The sequence below is a fragment of the Streptomyces sp. NPDC002926 genome, assembly GCF_053591755.1.
Map to the genome: position 1 here is coordinate 33,374 of NZ_JBSFUK010000025.1, position 17,375 is coordinate 50,748.

The window sequence follows — 17,375 nt, forward strand, 5'->3', positions numbered from 1 at the left end:
TTGCCGGAATTCGCCGGTCAATGGCGGAGCAGTTGCGACCGTAGGTCTGTCAACTGCCCCCGAGACAGTCCGAAATCAGTCCCTCCGCTATGCGCAACCGCGCCGCGGATTTCGGTCAGTTCGGATACACCGCTTGATTGCCGAGTATTTGTGTGCGGGGTGTTGACGAGTACCGATGACGTACGGAGCCCCGGAGCGGCGTCAGCAGACAGGGCGGGCCGCCTCTCTCCGGCCTTCGCGGCACTGTGTGAAAACCCGCTGCACAGTGGGCATTTCCGCGATGCGCCGCCGGGCGTGGCGGCCGAGGGGGCGCAGAATGCTTTCAACTCCACCGGAAAGCGTGACACTTGCCGGGCGCGCGATTCAGGTGACGCGCGGCTAATTCAGCAGCCCCGTGGCTATTCGACCTTGTGCCACTCGATTGGTCATCGCCGCAGGCACGGCCGCGGCTCGCAGGCACGGCCGCCCGGAGGCTCTCAGCCGATACTGAAGGCGCCGTCGGGCGGCTCGGGTGAGGCCACCGCGTCCGTGTCCCGCACCGCCGTCGCGTTCCCGATCAGCCGCCTCAGCGACGGTCCGTGCTCGACCCGGGCCGGGAAGGCGTCAGAGGCGGTGCGGCGGGCCAGGGCCGCCGTGTCGATGGGGGCCTGCGAGGCGAGCAGCACGGCGTTGCCGAAGCGGCGGCCGCGCAGTACGGCAGGTTCGGCGATCAGCGCGATCTCCTCGAACACGGCGGCGAAGGTGGCCAGTTGGGAACGGAGAAAAACGAAGGGCGCGCCGTCGGCGAGGTTCGCGGCGTAGACACCCTCCGGCCTCAGCACCCGTTCCGCCGCCCGCGCGTACGCGACCGAGGTGAGATGGGCAGGCACCCGGGAGCCGCCGAAGACATCGGCGATCAGCACATCCGCCGAGTCCTCAGGAGCCGCTTCGACCCAGGCGCGGGCGTCCGCGCCGTGCACCTCGATGCCCGATCCGTCCGGCAGAGGCAGCTGCTCGGCGACCAGCGCCAGCAGCCCCCGGTCCACCTCCACCACGTCCTGGCGCGAGCCGGGGCGGAGCCGGGCCACATAGCGGGGCAGCGTCAGCGCCCCGCCTCCGAGGTGGAGCAGATCGAGCGGAGCGCCCTCGTCCGCGACGGAGTCGACGATATGGGCGAGCCGCCGTACGTACTCGAACTCCAGATGCGTGGGCGCGTCCAGGTCGACGTACGACTGGGGCGCGCCGTCGACGGTCAGCAGCCAGGCCCGTTCCCGGTCCACATCGGGCATGAGCTTGGCGGTGCCTCCGTCGACCTCGCGGATGACGGGTATTTGCTCGTTCACGCTCTCATTGTGCCCAGAGCGCGGGGCCCGCCCCGACGGCCCCGGCGGTCTGGGCCGGCCCCCCGCGGGCGGCGCCCGCCCCCGGGGCCGTATCCGCCATCCGGTCAGTCCGGCGCGCAGCGCAGTACCCGCCTCCCGTGCGGTACGGGAGGCGGGTGCGGCAGGTCGGACCAGCGGGTAGGCAGATCAGACCAGCTCGACCACCGTGCCGGCGCCGACGGTGCGGCCGCCCTCACGGATCGCGAAGCCGAGCCCGGCCTCCAGCGGCAGGTCACGGCCCAGCTCGACGGTCATGGTGACCGTGTCGCCGGGGCGCGCGACGGCCGTCCCGCCGAGGTCGACGTCGCCGACGACGTCCGCCGTGCGGATGTAGAACTGCGGCCGGTAGCCGGTGGAGACCGGAGTGCTGCGGCCGCCTTCCCGCGCCGACAGGACGTACACCTGCGCGGTGAAACGGCGACTCGGTACGACGCTGCCGGGCGCGGCCACCACATGGCCGCGGCGCACCGCGTCCCGTGGCACCCCGCGCAGCAGCAGCGCGACATTGTCGCCCGCCTCGGCGGAGTCCATCGGCTTGCCGAAGGTCTCAAGCCCGGTGACCACCGTCTCCGTGTCCGCGCCGAGTACCTGCACGCGGTCGCCGACGCGGACGGTGCCGCGCTCGATGGCGCCGGTGACGACCGTGCCGCGCCCGGTGATGGTGAGGACGTTCTCCACCGGGAGCAGGAACGGCGCGTCCGTGTACCTGACGGGCATCGGCACATAGGTGTCGACGGCGTCGAGCAGCGCCTCGACAGCGGCGGTCCAGCGGGGGTCGCCCTCCAGCGCCTTCAGCCCGGAGACCCTGACGACCGGCGCGGCGTCACCTCCGTAGCCGTTGGCCGTCAGCAGCTCGCGTACCTCCAGCTCCACCAGGTCGGTGAGCTCGTCGTCGCCCGCGTCCGCCTTGTTGAGGGCGACGACGATGTGGTCGACGCCCACCTGGCGGGCGAGCAGGACGTGCTCGGCGGTCTGCGGCATGACACCGTCGAGCGCGGAGACGACGAGAATTGCCCCGTCCAGCTGGGCGGCTCCCGTCACCATGTTCTTGACGTAGTCGGCATGGCCTGGCATGTCCACATGCGCGTAGTGCCGGGTGTCGGTCTCGTACTCGACGTGCGCGATGTTGATGGTGATGCCGCGCAGGGCCTCCTCCGGGGCCCGGTCGATGCGGTCGAAGGGCACGAAGGTGCCGGTCCCGCGCTCGGCGAGGACCTTGGTGATGGCGGCGGTCAGCGTGGTCTTGCCGTGGTCGACGTGGCCCATGGTGCCGATGTTGAGGTGCGGCTTGGTGCGTACGTATGCCGTCTTGGGCATGGCTGATTCCCTCGGAACTCGAAGCGTGATGGGAACCCCTGGGCCTTGCCGACCCTCCCCCTGCGGGGTCCGCCGGACGATCCGGGAAGGGTCAGCTTCGGGCGCCGCCGAGGGGCGCTGCGACAGCGGCCGCGGCCGCTGCGGGGAATGCGGCAGCCTTCGGCGCGCCCGCGACTGCGGACGGCGCTGCGAGGAAGGCGTACCGGAACATGTCGTTGATATTCGCTCACGGCCGTGGCTGCGTCGAATGGTTTTCCGCGTACGGGAGTTCAGCAGGTCACAGGTGCTTCATGGCTTCCCGGACGGACAGCGGCGAAAGGCGGTCGCGGGCGCCGTCGACGAAGTCGCGTACCGCGTCCGGATCGATCTTGGCGTACTCGCGCAGACACCAGCCGATCGCCTTGCGGATGAAGAAGTCCGGGTCGTCGGCGCGGGTCAGGCAGTAGCCAAAGAGCCGCTCGGTGTCGGTCGCGTCCTTGTAGCGGAGCTGGTGCAGCAGCGCGGTGCGTGCGACCCACAGGTTGTCGTCGTCGATCCAGGTGTCCATGGCGGACTTCAGCTCGGTGTCGGCTGTCACCAGCGGGCCGACGACGTGCGAGGCGAGCGCGTCGACGGTGTCCCACCAGGAGAGGGTGACGACGAGCCGGCGAACGACCGGCAGGAAGCCGGACGAGCAGCGCCCCACATACCGGCGCAGGTAGTCGACGGCGAAGTACTGGTACTCCCGCTCGGGCAGCTCCCAGCAGCGCAGCGCGATCGCCGTGCAGTCCGCCTCGTCGGGGCGCGGGGTGCCCCGGAGGACAGTGCGTGAGAGGGCGCGGCGGGCCGCTGTGTAGATCCCGAGGTGGGGCGCGATGTCCTTCATATAGGCGGCGGCCTCGGCGGCCCGCGTCGGGTCCGCGCCGGTCGGGTACACCGCGGTCAGCCGCACCATGACGGTGTCGGCGAGATCGCTGCGGGGGACGGCCGGGCTCATGAGGCTCACATTACGGCGATCAGGACCCTGTGTCGGTTAGTCTCCCCGGATGCTCGAGCCCGTCCCCAGACCGTCCTCCGGCCTCGCCATCCGCTGTACCAGGGCGCTGTTCTCGCCGTGGTCGCGGCTGTCGCTGCTCGTCGCCGTGCTGGCCGCGGCGGCGGTGACGGTGGTGCTGTACGAGCCGCAGCGGCTGCTCTCGGCAGGCTGGCCGCCGCAGTTGAGCGGCGGCGCCGCGGTGGTGATGTTCGGTGTCGCGTACGGGGCGTGCACGGCGGCGTTCGTACCGAGGCCGCTGCTGAACCTGGCGGCAGGAGCGCTCTTCGGCTCCCAGGCCGGTTTTGTCTCGGCGCTGGCGGGGACGGTGCTGGGGGCAGGTATCGCGTTCGCGCTCGGCCGGGTGCTGGGCCAGGACGCGCTGCGGCCGCTGCTGCGGGGCCGCTGGCTGAAGGCCGCCGACACTCAGCTGAGCCGGCACGGCTTCCGTTCGATGCTGGCGCTGAGACTCTTCCCGGGTGTGCCGTTCGCCGCGGCCAACTACTGCGCGGCCGTGTCCCGCATGGGCTGCATGGCCTTCCTGCTGGCGACGGGCCTCGGCTCGGTCCCGAACACGGCGGCGTATGTGGTGGCCGGCAGCAGGGCGGGTTCGCCGACGTCACCGGCATTCCTGATCGCGATGGGTTTCATCGTGCTGACCGGTGCGGGGGCTGCCGTGGTCGCCTGGCGCAAGCGTCACGGGCTGCGCGGCGCCGCTCCCGCCGAAGATCACCGAGCCGTGGGCGCAGCCGCGTTGGAGGCATCCCGGCGGACGGGACCGGGCACCGGCTGAGGTGCCGTCCGCCGGATCCCGCAGGGGCTGCCACATTGCGCGTAACCCAAGGACGCTACGCTCCTCGCAACTGGCGCATGATCGGGAACGCTACGCGCCGTCAGACCGTGATCTTTTCTTGGGTGGCGTAGTTTTCGATGTCTTGGTTCGAATCATTCATCCTCGGGCTCGTCCAGGGGCTGACCGAGTTCCTTCCGATCTCCTCCAGTGCACATCTGCGGCTCACCGCCGCGTTCGCCGGCTGGCAGGACCCGGGCGCGGCATTCACGGCGATCACCCAGATCGGCACGGAGACGGCCGTGCTCATCTACTTCCGCAAGGACATCGTCCGGATCGTCTCCGCCTGGTCGCGTTCGCTCACGAACAAGGCGATGCGCAGCGATCATGACGCCCAGATGGGCTGGCTCGTCATCGTCGGCTCGATCCCGATCGGTGTGCTCGGCGTCACCTTCAAGGACCAGATCGAGGGACCCTTCCGTGATCTGCGGCTGATCGCCACGACCCTGATCGTGATGGGCATCGTCCTCGGCATCGCCGACCGTCTGGCCGCCCGCGACGAGGCGGGCGGCAAGCACCGCGCCGCCAGGGAGCGCAAGACTCTCCAGGAGCTGGGCGTCAAGGACGGTCTGATCTACGGCCTCTGCCAGGCGATGGCCCTGATCCCCGGCGTCTCCCGCTCGGGCGCCACGATCAGCGGCGGTCTGCTGATGGGCTACACCCGTGAGGCGGCGGCCCGCTATTCGTTCCTGCTGGCCATCCCGGCCGTCCTGGCCTCCGGCGTCTTCGAGCTGAAGGACGCGAGCCAGGGCGGGCATGTGTCCTGGCCGCAGACGATCTTCGCGACGGTCATTGCCTTCGCGGTGGGCTACGCGGTGATCGCGTGGTTCATGAAGTTCATCACTACGAAGAGCTTCATGCCGTTCGTGATCTATCGCATCCTGCTGGGAATCGCGCTGTTCATCCTGGTCGGAAGTGACGCGCTGAGCCCGCACGCGGGTGAGTCGGCCGGTTGACGCCCGCGGTCGCGGTGAAGACGGCCGTGGTACCGAGGCCGTACCTTGTGGGCATGTCCCCCTCTCCTCGCCCGTCGGAAACCGTGTTGTCCGCCACCGAGCTGAACGCCCGGATCCGTGAGCTGTGGGCGGACGGGGAGCTGCCCGACGACCGGCGTCAGGAGTACGAGGCGCTCGTGGTGGAGTGGGCCGCGGTGGCGCTCGATGACGTCCACCCCGCGGCATGACCATGGACCCGCACCGCGCGCGCACCCCTCGACCTGCGGTCCCGGCGGCTCCGGGGCACTCTGGGGACATGGCCTGGCAGGCACCGATCGTCGTGGATCCGCCGTCCCCCGGAGGTGGGCGGCGTGTCACGGTGCGCGGAGAAGACGTCGGTCTCGCGCACAGCGACAAGGACCTCATCGAGTTCCTGCGGCGGGCCGGGCTCGAGGACGCGGACATGATCCTCGACGATCCGCACCTTGTCGAATGGCGCGGCGGCCGCGCGCACCAGGGGTACGCGGCTTGAGGAATCACTCGGCTAGCCTGAGCGCACAATGAACCGTTTGACGACGTCATGGGGCGGGTTCGACCTCGCCCGCTTCCCCGAGGACCCTCGCGACCAGCTCCGGGCCTGGTCCGCCGCCGATGAGTACCTTCTCCGGCGGCTCGAGGGGATCGACGACGCCGGACCCACCGACCTCTCGGGCACCGTGGTCGTCGTCGGCGACCGGTGGGGCGCCCTGGTCACCTCGCTGGCGGAGCACCGTCCCGTACAGATCACCGACTCCTTCCTCGGCCAGCAGGCGACCCGGGCGAATCTGGAGCGCAACGGGATCGACGCGGACGCGGTGCGGCTGGCGTCGGTCAGGGACCTGCCGCCGGAGCGGATCGACGTACTGCTGATCCGGGTGCCCAAGAGTCTCGCGCTGCTGGAGGATCAGCTGCACCGTCTCGCGCCCGCCGTCCACCCGGACACCGTCGTCATCGGTACGGGGATGGTCACCGAGATCCACACCTCCACGCTGAAGCTGTTCGAGCGCATTCTCGGTCCGACACGGACCTCGCTGGCGGTGAAGAAGGCGCGGCTGATCTTCTGTACGCCCGATCCGCAGCTCGCCCGGGTCCCCAGCCCCTGGCCGCTGCGGTATGCGCTGCCTGCCGACGTCGGCGCGCTCGCGGGCCGGAGCGTCACCAACCACGCGGGCATCTTCTGCGCCGAGCGTCTCGACATCGGCACGAGGTTCTTCCTCCGCAGCCTGCCGGAGCGCCGCGGCACCGAGCGGGTTGTGGATCTGGGCTGCGGCAATGGCGTGATCGGGACGGCCGCCGCGCTGGCCAATCCGGAGGCCACGGTGACGTTCGTCGACGAATCGTTCTCGGCGGTGGCCTCGGCCGAGGCCACCTACCGGGAGAACGTCACTTCGGACGCCGAGGCGGAGTTCGTGGTGGGCGACGGGCTGTCCGGTGTGCCGGACGCGACCGTGGACCTGGTACTGAACAATCCGCCGTTCCACTCGCACCAGGCGACGACGGACGCGACGGCCCGCCGGATGTTCGGCGGATCGCGCCGTGTGCTGCGTCCCGGAGGCGAGCTGTGGGTCGTCGGCAACCGCCACCTCGGCTACCACGCGAAGCTGCGGCGCCTCTTCGGCAACTGCGAAGTCGTCGCGAGCGACCCGAAGTTCGTCGTCCTGCGAGCGGTCAAACGCTGACGGAGGCTGCGGGTCCGGTCATCGGGCCGCGTCCTCCGCGTCCTCCTGCCACTGCTTGTAGGGGACACGGGCGATCTCACGTACGCCGCCGAACGTGCCCCACTCGTTCTTGCCCAGCCGGGTGAGCGGCGCGAGCCTCGTCACCTCGGGGTGCCCGTCCACGACGGCCTCCTCCCTGATCGCCGCGTGCACCACCCGGCCGAAGACGACGGTGGAGTCGCCCAGCCGTACGGTGCTGTGCAGCTCGCACTCGAGCGCCACCGGCGAGGCGGCGACACGCGGCGGCTTCACGCGCAGGCTCGCCTCGCGGGCGACGCCGACCGCGTCGAACTCGCTGATGCCGCGCGGGAAGTCGGTGGCTGTCGCATTGATCTGCTCGAAGAGCGGTTCGGGCGCGAAGTTGACCACGAAGGCGCCGGTGTCCTCGATATTGCGCAGCGAGTCCTTACGGCCGACCGACGTGAACTGCACGATGGGCGGCGACACGCACGAGATGGTGAAGAAGGAGTGCGGGGCGAGGTTGTCGGTTCCCTCGGCGGACGTGGTGGAGACCCAGGCGATCGGCCTCGGGACGACGGTGGCGGTGAGCAGCCGGTAGAAGGTGTCGCGGTCGCACTGGGCGGGGTCGTAATCGATGCGCATGGGGGCAGTATGGCGGGTGCCGCGCACGATCCGCGGGTCCGCGAGGGGCCGCCGGTGGCCGGGGGCACGGCGGATGACGTACCTCCCCCGAGGACGACCGGCGCGCCGGAACGGCCTGGTCGGACTCCCGCCTCTCGCGCGGCGGGCAGTTGACCGACCGTCGCGTAGCGGCAGTTGACGGACCCCTTGTCCCACCGGAGTGCCGGCCGATTCGCGGATGGCCGCCGGACGCTGTCCGACCCCCGATGTCCTCACGGATGAACGGCGGGAACCGCTGCGGGCCCTGAAGGCCTCGACGCGCCCGGCTTCCCGGACGCCGAACCGACAGAGATCGACCGTTTGCCGACCAAGTGCGGGTGACTGGCGTGCACAGCCCTTGGCGTGGGGCCCGCGCTGCCCGAAACTGACCCGATGACGCAGCGCGTGGATCTCGCGACCGTGATGGACCGGCTGACCATCGATGAATTGATCACCAGTTACGCGGTGGCCGTGGACGATGCCGACTGGGGCGCCTACCGGGCCCTGTTCGCAGACGAAGGGCGTGCTGACTACCGCAGCTCGGGCGGTATCGAGGGCCCGGCCGCCGACGTCGCGGACTGGATGGCGGAGACGATGCGGCTCTTTCCCGTACGCCAGCACCTCATCGTCAACCGGCGGCTGCACATCCAGGACCTGGGCGGCTATCCGGGCGACCGTGCCGAGGTGCAGGCGGACTATGTGAACCCGATGCGGCTGGAGTCGGGCGACGACTTCGTCTCCGGCGGGCGGTATGCCTTCAGCCTGCTGCGTACGGACGCGGGCTGGCGGCTGCGCACCGTGGTGATCCACGAGAAGTGGCGGCGGGCCGCCGGGGCACCCGCGGGGAGCTGACACACCAGGGCGCACTGTCGGTGCCGGTCCCGCTCCCGCACACTGGAGGGGACACTGCTCGCGGGCCCTTCCAGGCAGGACGAGGAGGCGCGGCATGCGGATTCCGCCCGCCCGGCGGGAGCGGTTCGATGGGCGCGACCGGTGGGAGCGCCCGCTGCAGAAGCTGTCGTCTCCCTGGTGGCGCGGCGCGGCCGCGGTGGCGGCAGGGTCGCTGCCGGTGCTTGCCTTCCCGGAGCCGTCCCTGTGGTGGTTCGCGTACATCGCGCTGGTGCCGTGGATGCTCCTTGTCCGGTCCGCGCCCACAGGTCGCCGTGCGGCGGTCGACGGCTGGCTGGGCGGCATCGGTTTCATGATCGCCGTGCACCACTGGCTGGCGCCGAGCCTGCATGTGTTCCTCGTGGTGCTGGCGGCGCTGCTCGGGCTGATGTGGGCTCCGTGGGGGTGGCTGGTGTGGCGGCTGCTCGGCGGGTCGCCGTCGCCGGTCCGCGCAGCGGCCGCCCTCGCCGCTGTCCCCTCCGGCTGGCTCATGATCGAACTGGTCCGGTCCTGGGAGGGTTTGGGCGGCCCCTGGGGTCTGCTCGGGGCCAGTCAGTGGGAGGTCTCTCCTGCTCTACGGCTCGCTTCGGTGGGTGGCGTGTGGCTGGTGAGTCTTTTGGTGCTCGCGGTGAATACGGCGTTCACCGTGCTGGTGGCGGTGCCGCGGGCCCGTACCGCGGCGGTGGGCGGAAGCGTCATCTGCGCACTCGCCACAACCGCGGTCTGGATCTGGGTCCCGCAGCCCGAGCAGTCGGGCCGGGCACGGATCGCCGTCGTGCAGCCGGGGGTCGTCGTCGACGGCATCGGCAGCACTGACCGGCGCTTCGCCCGCAGCGAGGAGCTCACCCGCCAACTGGTGGGCCAGGACGTCGATCTGGTCGTCTGGGGCGAGAGCAGTGTCGGCGCGGATCTGCGCGAACGGCCCGATCTCGCGGCACGGATCGCCGTTCTCTCACGCGCCGTCGGCGCCGATGTGCTGGTCAATGTGGACGCCCGCCGTCAGGATGCTTCCGGCCGGACCGGCATCTTCAAGAGCTCGGTCCTCGTCGGTCCCCAGGGCCCGACGGGCGACCGCTACGACAAGATGCGGCTCGTCCCCTTCGGTGAGTACATACCGGCCCGTGCCGTCCTGGGCTGGGCGACCTCGGTGGGCAAGGCCGCGGGCGAGGACCGGCTGCGCGGCAGCCGCCCGGTGGTGATGGTGCTGCCGGGCGCCGGTGAGAGCGGGCTGCGGCTCGGGCCCCTGGTCTGCTTCGAGTCGGCGTTCCCCGACATGAGCCGGCGGCTCACCCGGGACGGCGCGCAGCTGCTGATCGCGCAGTCGGCGACCTCGTCGTTCCAGGGGAGTTGGGCGCCGGAGCAGCACGCCTCGCTGGCGGCGCTCCGGGCGGCGGAGAGCGGTCGTCCGATGGTCCACGCGACGCTCACCGGCGTCAGTGCGGTGTACGGTCCCGGCGGCGGCCGGGTCGGCCGGCCGCTCGGCACGGACAGCAGCACCAGCGCCGTCTACGACGTCCCACTGGCCGGCGGCAGGACGCTGTACGTCAGGTTCGGCGACTGGCCGGTCTACGGAGCGCTCGCCGTCCTCGCCGCCCTGTGCGCCGCCGAGGGCACGCGGTCCTTCAGGCGGCCCGGTCCAGGGACCGCCGTACCACCTGTTCACACAACTCGTGAGTCCGCAGCGCATCCTGCGCGGTGAGCAGCTTTCCGGCCCGCACGGCGTCGAGGAAGGAGAACACCGACTGCTCGATGCCGCGCTGCCTGGCGACGGGCACCCAGTCGCCGCGCCGCCGTACGCTCGGCTGACCCTTGTGGTCGACGACCTCCGCGAGGTTGCGGACCTCCCGCTTGGTGTCCTGTCCCGACACCTCGAGGATCTCCTCGGTGGAGCCGCTCATACGGTTCATCGTCCCGATGGCGGTGAATCCGTCGCCGGACAGCTGCAGCACGACATGGTGCATCAGCCCGTCGACGATCCGCGCCCTCACGTCGGTGTGGTCGACCGGTCCCGGCACCAGGAAACGCAAGGTGTCGACGACATGGATGAAGTCGTCGAGGACGAGGGTGCGCGGGTCCTCGGCGAGGCCCACGCGGTTCTTCTGCATCAGGATCAGCTCGCGCGGGTGCTCCAGGCACTGGGCGTAGCCGGGCGCGAGACGGCGGTTGAAGCCCACGGCCAGGCTGGTGCCGCGTTCCTCGGCGAGGCCCACCAGCCGCTCCGATTCGGCCAGTTCGTAGGCGAGCGGCTTGTCGACGTACGTCGCCACTCCCGCCTCCAGGAGCCGGGTGACGATCCCGGCGTGCGCGGAGGTCGGAGCGTGCACGAAGGCGGCGTCCAGGCCCGCGGCGAGGAGGGAGCCGAGGTCTGCGTGGCGCCGCTCGGCGGGGATGTGATGGGTATCGCCGACCCGTGCCAGGGTGGCCGGAGTGCGGGTCTGCAGGTGCAGTTCGACCCCGGGCAGGGTGGTGAGCACCGGCAGATAGGCCTTCTGCGCGATGTCGCCGAGCCCGATGCAGCCGACCTTCACAGGGGCCTCCCTTGGCGCTGTGCCGATTGTCCTTCTGCTGCGTCCTGTGCTCCGGCAGCATACGTGCGCTGCGGCGGCTGCCAGTCTGCGATGCCGTCGAAGGTCTGCAGGACGAGGCCGGGGGCGAGCCGGGAGACCGTGGACATCAGGGTGTCGCGCACCGCGACGGCCGGGGTGCCGGTCAGGGACACCAGCCGGGCGATCCGGGCGGACTTGCGGACGACGGCGGTGGTGCGCGGCAGCCGTTCGGCGCTGTAGGCGGCCAGGCCGGCGGCCAGGTCGCCGTCGGGCACCGCGTGGTGGGCGAGGACGATGCCGTCCTCGATGGCCTGGTTGCCGCCCTGGCCGAGCGTGGGCGCCATGGCGTGGGCGGCGTCGCCCAGGAGCACGGTGCGGCCCCGGTGGAAGGCGGGCAACGGCTCGATGAGGTGGTGGACGTCGTGGCGCAGTACGAGGCCGGGTTCGGCGGCCGAGATGATCGCGGGGATCGGGTCGTGCCAGGAGCCGAAGCGGCGCAGCAGCTCTGCCTGCTCGTTGTCGGCGGCGCGGACTCCGGCAGGGGCCACGGCCGCCGCGTACGCGTAGATCCGGCCGTCCTTGAGCGGCTGGGTGCCCCAGAGCGCGCCGGGTCCCCAGGTCTCGTGGGGTTCGAAGGGCAGGTCGGGCGCGGGGACGACCACTCGCCAGGTGGTGAGTCCGGAGTAGGAGGGTCCAGGGTGCCCCGGGAACAGAAGACGGCGTACGGCGGAGTTGATGCCCTCGGCGCCGATGACCAGGTCGGCCTCGATCTCTTGGCCCGCAGTGGTGACCCGGGCGGGGCGGCCGCCCGCGACTCCCGGGTCGGCGAGCGCGGCGGGGCTGTCGGTGCGCACGGCGTCGGCGGGCAGCCGGGCAGCGAGCCGGTCGATCAGGGTGGCGCGGTGGACCATGACCAGGGGTCCGCCGAAGCGTTCGGCCGCGGCGGCGCTGTTCGTACGCGAGAGCCGGCGGCCGCCGGGACCGAACATGCCTCCGTCGCCCTGCCAGGCGGCCAGATCGCGGATGTCGTCGCCGAGGCCGATGACGTCGAGGGCGCGCTGGGCGTTGGGGGCCAGACCGATGCCGGCGCCGACCGGTTCCAGGGATGCGGCGCGCTCCAGGACGGTGACCTGCCAGCCGCTCTGGCGCAGGGCCACGGCGGCGGTCAGTCCACCGACTCCGCTTCCGATGACGACGGCTCGCGGTGCGGACATCGGCTCCTCCTCGATGCGTTGAGGCGCATGACGCACGTGATGACCGATGCGCCAACTACATCTGTAGTGTCCCACACTGTACTACAGCTGTAGTCGAAGGGGTAGGTTGAGCTCATGGCCGCACGCACCACGAAGAGCACCTCCCGTGCCGAACTGATCGCCGACGCCGCGCTGGGACTGCTCGCCGAGCGCGGGATGCGCGGACTCACCCACCGGGCGGTGGACGAGGCCGCCGGGCTCCCGCAGGGCTCGACGTCCAACCACGCACGCACCCGGCAGGCGCTCCTCGAAGCCGCGGTACGGCGGCTGGCGGAGCGTGAGGCGGCCGTCCTGACCCCGGACAGGCTGCCGGTACCGGACGGCGGCACGGACGGCCTGCCCGACGCGCTCGCGCTCGCGCTCCACCGCTATCTGACCCGCCATCGCGAACTGCTCGTCTCCCGCTACGAACTGGCCCTCGAGGCCACACGCCGGCCTGAGCTGCGAGAGTTCTACGACGCGGCCGGCAGGCAGTTCCGCGAGCAGCTCACAGCACTGATGGCCGCGGCGGGCTCCGCCGAACCGGACCGCCACGCACTGTCGTTGACGGCCTGGTGCGAGGGGCTGATGTTCTCCTGCGCGGCTGGGTCGTACCACGCGGCCGTCCCGGAACCGGCGGAGCTGCGCACCGGATTCCGTGAGCTGCTGCGCGGGATGCTCGGCGGATAAACCCGTGGCGGCACGAGGTCCGGTGGTTCAGGATGACCGCCATGACGACACCTGAACGCACCGAACCTTCGACCAACGCGGGCGAGCGCGACATGCTGGAGGGCTGGCTCGACTACCACCGCGGGACCTTGGCAGTGAAGTGCGCCGGGCTGGACGACGAGCAGCTGCGGCAGCTGTCGGTGCCGCCCTCCGAGATCTCGCTGCTCGGACTCGTACGGCACATGGCGGAGGTCGAGCGGGGCTGGTTCCGCAACGTCCTTGCCGGGGAGGGTGCCGAGTACCTCTACTCCAACGACGACCGGGACGGCGACTTCCACGTCACGGAGCAGGACACCTATGCCGAGGCGTACGCGACCTGGCAGGCCGAGATCGCACGGGCCCGTGAGCTTGCCGCGTCCCGGACGCTCGACGATGTGGGTGCAGGCAAGCACCACAGCGGGGAGACCTTCAGCCTGCGGTGGATCATGACGCACATGATCGAGGAGTACGCGCGCCACAACGGACACGCCGACCTCGTCCGCGAGAGGATCGACGGCGCCACCGGCGAATGACGCCGACCCGACCTGCGGCGTACGACCCGCACGGACCGGTGTCACCCGTGCGGACCACAGAGTGCCGGTCCGCCTTTGAAAGTGCCCCCGCGCACAGCAGAGTTGCGCGGGTGCACCGAACGAGAATCGCCGCAAAGGTCCTGGTAGCAGCGGCCGCCTGGGCTGTCACCGGCTGTGTGGCCGTCGAGCCGCGGCCGGCACCCGCACTTCCGCCACCGCCGCCGAGTGGCAGCCCGGCACACGTCGTGGAGGCGCAGATCGCGCAGGGCCCCGCCCGCGAGGTCCTTGAGCCCCCGTCCCCGGCCGCGACGCCTGTGGCCCGGAGCGCCGCTCCCCCGCCGCCGCCCGTCGCCGGACAGCTTCCGCGCGAGCGGCCGGAGCCCCGGCCGGCGAAACCCGGGACCGCGAAGCCGCCCGCCCCCGTACCCGCACCACCCGCACCGTCGGCCGCCCGCCCGGACGTCTGCGCGCTGGGCGAGGACTACGCCCACTTGCCGCCCGACAGCCTCGAGGCCCGGATCTGCCGCGAGGCCTACGGGAATTGAGTCTCACTCGGCGCGCAACCCGCGCTCCAGCCGGTCGATGGCGGCACGGACGCCGTTTCCGTATCCGTCGTCCCCCAGGGCGTCCGTCGCCGCGCGCGCCCGGTCGAGGTGGACCCGCGCCGCCCCCGGGCGCTGCAGCTTCACATAGTCGGCCGCGAGATTGAGATGCAGCGAGGGATAGAAGGCCCGCACCGCGAGCGCCTCCTGGTGCTCGGCCAGCCGCTGTTCGCTCAGCCCGTCGGCCGCCGACAGCGCCCGCAGGTCCCAGGCGAGCTCGTCGCCGGGGTCGTCCTGGGTGTCCGCCATGTAGTGCGCGAGCGTACAGCGGTGGAGTGGATCACCGTCCTCGCCGATCTCCGCCCAGAGCGCGCCGAAACGATTGCGCGCCTCTTCGCGGTCACCGCCGTGCAGCAGCATGATCGCCTGCCCGATCCGGGTCATGACGGCGTCCCCCGATGCCTCCTGCCGCTCCCTCACTTGGCCTCCCACGTCCGTGCAGCGAATTGCGACCCGCGGGGTCAGCCGCTGATGCCGACGCCGCGGATCACGACGCTAGCCGCCGCCACGGACATTGCCGCACAGGCTCGGGCACCTGCCCGAGCCTGTCAGCCGGGTGCGCGAACGCTCAGCCGAGGTCCGGGATCCGCCAGTCGATGGGCTCGTGCCCCTGGGCCGCGACCGCCTCATTGATCTGCGTGAACGGACGGGAGCCGAAGAACTTCTTCGCGGACAGGGGCGAGGGGTGCGCACCCTTCACCACCACATGCCGCTCCTCGTCGATCAGCGGCAGCTTCTTCTGCGCGTAGTTGCCCCAGAGGACGAACACCGCCGGGTCGGGCCGGGAGGCAACGGCGCTGATCACCGCGTCCGTCACCTTCTCCCACCCCTTGCCCTTGTGCGAGTTGGCCTCGCCGGCCCGCACCGTCAGCACCGCGTTGAGCAGCAGAACACCCTGCTCGGCCCACGGCATCAGATAGCCGTTGTCCGGGACGGGGTGGCCGAGCTCCTCCTTCATCTCCTTGTAGATGTTCCGCAGGGAGGGCGGGGTCTTCACACCCGGCCGCACGGAGAAGCAGAGGCCGTGCCCCTGCCCCTCTCCGTGGTACGGATCCTGGCCGAGGATCAACACCTTCACCCGCTCGTACGGGGTGGCGTCGAGCGCGGCGAACACCTCTTCGCGCGGCGGGTAGACCGGCCCCTTCGCCCGCTCCTCCTCCACGAACTCGGTGAGCTCCTTGAAGTAGGGCTTCTGCAGCTCTTCGTCGAGGACGCCACGCCAGGACTCGGGCAGCATGTCGGTGTCGGTCACGTCAACAACCTCCGGTTATGCGATCAGTTCTCGACCACAGAACCTACTGGGGGCCACTGACAACGGGGTCTACCAGCTGGCCTTGCGGTACAGCTGCCACATCTGCATGAAAGTCTGCGGGTTGATCGCGAGCTCGCCGCCGCCGATCTCCTCGCTGGAGGCGACGTACATCTTGCCCTGCCACAGCGGCAGCAGCCGGACATCGTCGCCGATGATCTCCTGTGCCCGCTCGAACTGCTTGGTGACCGCACCGCGGTCGCTCTGGCGCCGGGAGGCGGGCAGCAGCTGGTCGGTGATCTCGGGGCTCTGGTACGGCATGCTGAGCGCGTTCTTCTCGCCGACGAACGGCGCCACAAAGTTGTCCGGGTCCGGGAAGTCGGGGAACCAGCCGCGTCCGAAGGCGGGGTACTCGCCGGCCTTGTAGGCCTTCTGGAAGTCCTTCTCCGGCCTGCCCTCCACCGTTATCTTGAACAGGCCGGAGGCGTCGAGCTGCCGCTTGAGCTCTTCGAACTCGGGCTTGGAGGCGGAGCCGTAGCGGTCGGAGGAGTACCCGAACTTCATCGGCACCGGGGTGGTGATTCCGGCGTTCTTGAGGATGGCCCGCGCCTTGTCCACATCCGGCTCGCCATAGCGGTCGAAGAACTCGGTGGTGTGGCCGAAAATGCCCTTGGGGACCATGGAGTACAGCGGCTCGGCCGTGCCCTGGTAGACCTTGGCCACCAGCGCGCCACGGTCGACGACCTGGGCGATCGCACGGCGTACGGCGAGCTTGCCCGCCATGGGGTCCTTGGAGTTGAAGACGAGGTACCGGATGTCGGCGCCGACCGTCTCGACGAGCTGGAGGCTGTCGTACTCCGGCTGCTTCGTCTGGAACTTGACGACCTCCGCCGCGGTCAGACCACGGTAGATCGCGTCGATCTCCTTCTTCTTGAGGGCTCCGACCATCACGTCGGAGTCCTGGAAGTAGCGGATGTCGACGGCTTCGTTCTTGAGCTTGGCGAACCCTACGTACTTGGAGTTCTTGGTCAGCTCGGCCCGGTCGCCCTTCTTGTACGAACTCAGGACATACGGGCCCGAACCGGTCAGCCCGCCGTCCTCGCGGAGCTTGTCCGCCGGGTACTCCTTGGGCGGGACGATCGACATGGCGGGCGTGGCCAGGATGAACGGGAACGTGGCGTCCGGTGTCTTGAGGCTGAACTTCACGATGCGGTCGCCGGCGGTCTGGACGCTGCCGAGCGAGCCGAGCAAACCGTTCGGGCCACCCTTCGCATCGATCTTCTGGATGCGCTCGATGGAGTACTTGACCGCCGCAGCGTCGAGCTTGTCGCCGTTGGAGAAGGCAAGGCCGGGCTTCAGCTCGCACTCGAAGAGCTTGTTGCCGGCGTCGGTGAAGCGGCAGGATTCCGCGGCATCGGGCTGCGGCGCCGCGCTGCCCGACGGGAAGCTCACCAGCGTCTGGAAGACATTACTCAGCAATTCCCATGAGCCGTCCCAGGCTGCGGCCGGATCGAGGGTGGTGGGCTCACTCATCGTACCGACCGTAATCTTCTGCTCGCGCTCGGTGCTCTCACCCGAAAACAGGCTGCATCCGGCCAGCAGAGATATGGACGCTAGGGCTGCAGCGGCCTGCAGACAGGTCCGGTAGAACACGTGCACGCTCCTCGTTCAGCCATGGGTCGGCCGACCATACCGCAGCACCCCGCCGGGTCAACCTGGTGGCCCGGCGGGGCACTTGGCTCAATCAGGAACAAACCGGCTCAG

General features: G+C 70.4%; 19 protein-coding genes. 10 read left to right on the top strand and 9 right to left on the bottom strand.

Annotation, left to right across the window (positions count from 1 at the left end; translation table 11 throughout):
* Positions 1-476 precede the first annotated feature (476 nt).
* The 3 genes from ACWDZ6_RS27075 to ACWDZ6_RS27085 all read right to left on the bottom strand — a co-directional run bounded on the left by ACWDZ6_RS27075 (position 477) and on the right by ACWDZ6_RS27085 (position 3,654).
* On the bottom strand, positions 477-1,322 hold the full coding sequence (locus ACWDZ6_RS27075; protein ID WP_451504908.1) for a spermidine synthase: 846 nt from the start codon (positions 1,320-1,322) through the stop codon (positions 477-479).
* Positions 1,323-1,508: 186 nt separating this feature from the next.
* Positions 1,509-2,678, bottom strand: a complete 1,170-nt coding sequence (gene tuf / locus ACWDZ6_RS27080; RefSeq protein ID WP_451504909.1) for an elongation factor Tu — start codon at positions 2,676-2,678, stop codon at positions 1,509-1,511.
* A 277-nt stretch (positions 2,679-2,955) separates the two neighbouring features.
* Entirely contained in the window at positions 2,956-3,654 is a 699-nt protein-coding gene (locus ACWDZ6_RS27085; RefSeq protein ID WP_451504910.1) for a DNA alkylation repair protein, read from the bottom strand.
* A gap of 49 nt (positions 3,655-3,703) precedes the next feature.
* Here ACWDZ6_RS27085 and ACWDZ6_RS27090 point away from each other — a divergent pair, with 49 nt between their 5' ends.
* The 5 genes from ACWDZ6_RS27090 (at position 3,704) to ACWDZ6_RS27110 (ending at position 7,193) form a co-directional block, all read left to right on the top strand.
* Positions 3,704-4,483, top strand: a complete 780-nt coding sequence (locus ACWDZ6_RS27090) for a TVP38/TMEM64 family protein (RefSeq protein WP_451504911.1) — start codon at positions 3,704-3,706, stop codon at positions 4,481-4,483.
* Positions 4,484-4,620: 137 nt separating this feature from the next.
* Positions 4,621-5,496 (top strand): undecaprenyl-diphosphate phosphatase, encoded by an 876-nt coding sequence (locus ACWDZ6_RS27095; RefSeq protein ID WP_451504912.1) that lies wholly within the window; start codon positions 4,621-4,623, stop codon positions 5,494-5,496.
* A 53-nt stretch (positions 5,497-5,549) separates the two neighbouring features.
* Complete coding sequence (locus ACWDZ6_RS27100; protein ID WP_351450278.1) at positions 5,550-5,723, top strand: hypothetical protein; 174 nt, start codon at positions 5,550-5,552, stop codon at positions 5,721-5,723.
* A gap of 68 nt (positions 5,724-5,791) precedes the next feature.
* Positions 5,792-6,007: a hypothetical protein gene (locus ACWDZ6_RS27105; RefSeq protein ID WP_389183493.1), complete on the top strand. Its 216-nt coding sequence runs from the start codon at positions 5,792-5,794 to the stop codon at positions 6,005-6,007.
* A 28-nt stretch (positions 6,008-6,035) separates the two neighbouring features.
* Positions 6,036-7,193, top strand: a complete 1,158-nt coding sequence (locus ACWDZ6_RS27110) for a methyltransferase (protein WP_451504913.1) — start codon at positions 6,036-6,038, stop codon at positions 7,191-7,193.
* Between the two features lie 18 nt (positions 7,194-7,211).
* Here the strand turns inward: ACWDZ6_RS27110 and ACWDZ6_RS27115 are convergent, their stop codons facing one another.
* Positions 7,212-7,835, bottom strand: a complete 624-nt coding sequence (locus ACWDZ6_RS27115) for a flavin reductase family protein (RefSeq protein ID WP_366734766.1) — start codon at positions 7,833-7,835, stop codon at positions 7,212-7,214.
* Between the two features lie 411 nt (positions 7,836-8,246).
* Between ACWDZ6_RS27115 and ACWDZ6_RS27120 the strand changes: the two genes are divergently transcribed.
* Both ACWDZ6_RS27120 and lnt read left to right on the top strand, forming a co-directional pair.
* Complete coding sequence (locus ACWDZ6_RS27120) at positions 8,247-8,705, top strand: nuclear transport factor 2 family protein (RefSeq protein WP_451504914.1); 459 nt, start codon at positions 8,247-8,249, stop codon at positions 8,703-8,705.
* A 94-nt stretch (positions 8,706-8,799) separates the two neighbouring features.
* Entirely contained in the window at positions 8,800-10,440 is a 1,641-nt protein-coding gene (lnt, locus tag ACWDZ6_RS27125) for an apolipoprotein N-acyltransferase (RefSeq protein ID WP_451504915.1), read from the top strand.
* On the opposite strand, the gene ACWDZ6_RS27130 is transcribed toward lnt, so the two are convergent.
* Together ACWDZ6_RS27130 and ACWDZ6_RS27135 are read right to left on the bottom strand one after the other, a co-directional pair.
* The gene (locus tag ACWDZ6_RS27130; protein ID WP_451504916.1) at positions 10,364-11,269 is read right to left on the bottom strand and encodes a Gfo/Idh/MocA family protein; all 906 of its coding nucleotides are present in this window, start codon (positions 11,267-11,269) and stop codon (positions 10,364-10,366) included. The two genes, lnt and ACWDZ6_RS27130, sit on opposite strands and share 77 nt — an antisense overlap.
* Positions 11,266-12,501 carry an FAD-dependent monooxygenase gene (locus tag ACWDZ6_RS27135; protein WP_451504917.1) on the bottom strand — a complete coding sequence of 412 codons (1,236 nt, stop codon included), beginning with the start codon at positions 12,499-12,501 and terminating at the stop codon, positions 11,266-11,268. Before ACWDZ6_RS27135 ends, ACWDZ6_RS27130 begins: the two co-directional genes overlap by 4 nt.
* A 114-nt stretch (positions 12,502-12,615) precedes the next feature.
* On the opposite strand from ACWDZ6_RS27135, the gene ACWDZ6_RS27140 reads away from it, so the two are divergent.
* The 3 genes from ACWDZ6_RS27140 to ACWDZ6_RS27150 all read left to right on the top strand — a co-directional run bounded on the left by ACWDZ6_RS27140 (position 12,616) and on the right by ACWDZ6_RS27150 (position 14,305).
* A complete protein-coding gene (locus tag ACWDZ6_RS27140; protein WP_451504918.1) occupies positions 12,616-13,209 on the top strand; it encodes a TetR/AcrR family transcriptional regulator in 594 nt (197 codons plus the stop codon).
* 41 nt (positions 13,210-13,250) lie between these two features.
* Positions 13,251-13,760, top strand: a complete 510-nt coding sequence (locus tag ACWDZ6_RS27145; RefSeq protein ID WP_451504919.1) for a DinB family protein — start codon at positions 13,251-13,253, stop codon at positions 13,758-13,760.
* Between the two features lie 110 nt (positions 13,761-13,870).
* Positions 13,871-14,305 carry a hypothetical protein gene (locus ACWDZ6_RS27150; RefSeq protein WP_451504920.1) on the top strand — a complete coding sequence of 145 codons (435 nt, stop codon included), beginning with the start codon at positions 13,871-13,873 and terminating at the stop codon, positions 14,303-14,305.
* A 3-nt stretch (positions 14,306-14,308) separates the two neighbouring features.
* Here ACWDZ6_RS27150 and ACWDZ6_RS27155 read toward each other — a convergent pair whose 3' ends face one another.
* The 3 genes from ACWDZ6_RS27155 to ACWDZ6_RS27165 form a co-directional block, all read right to left on the bottom strand.
* The gene (locus ACWDZ6_RS27155) at positions 14,309-14,782 is read right to left on the bottom strand and encodes a hypothetical protein (protein WP_451504921.1); all 474 of its coding nucleotides are present in this window, start codon (positions 14,780-14,782) and stop codon (positions 14,309-14,311) included.
* Between the two features lie 148 nt (positions 14,783-14,930).
* Positions 14,931-15,614 carry a uracil-DNA glycosylase gene (locus tag ACWDZ6_RS27160; RefSeq protein WP_451504922.1) on the bottom strand — a complete coding sequence of 228 codons (684 nt, stop codon included), beginning with the start codon at positions 15,612-15,614 and terminating at the stop codon, positions 14,931-14,933.
* Between the two features lie 69 nt (positions 15,615-15,683).
* Complete coding sequence (locus ACWDZ6_RS27165; protein ID WP_451504923.1) at positions 15,684-17,264, bottom strand: ABC transporter substrate-binding protein; 1,581 nt, start codon at positions 17,262-17,264, stop codon at positions 15,684-15,686.
* Positions 17,265-17,375 lie beyond the last annotated feature (111 nt).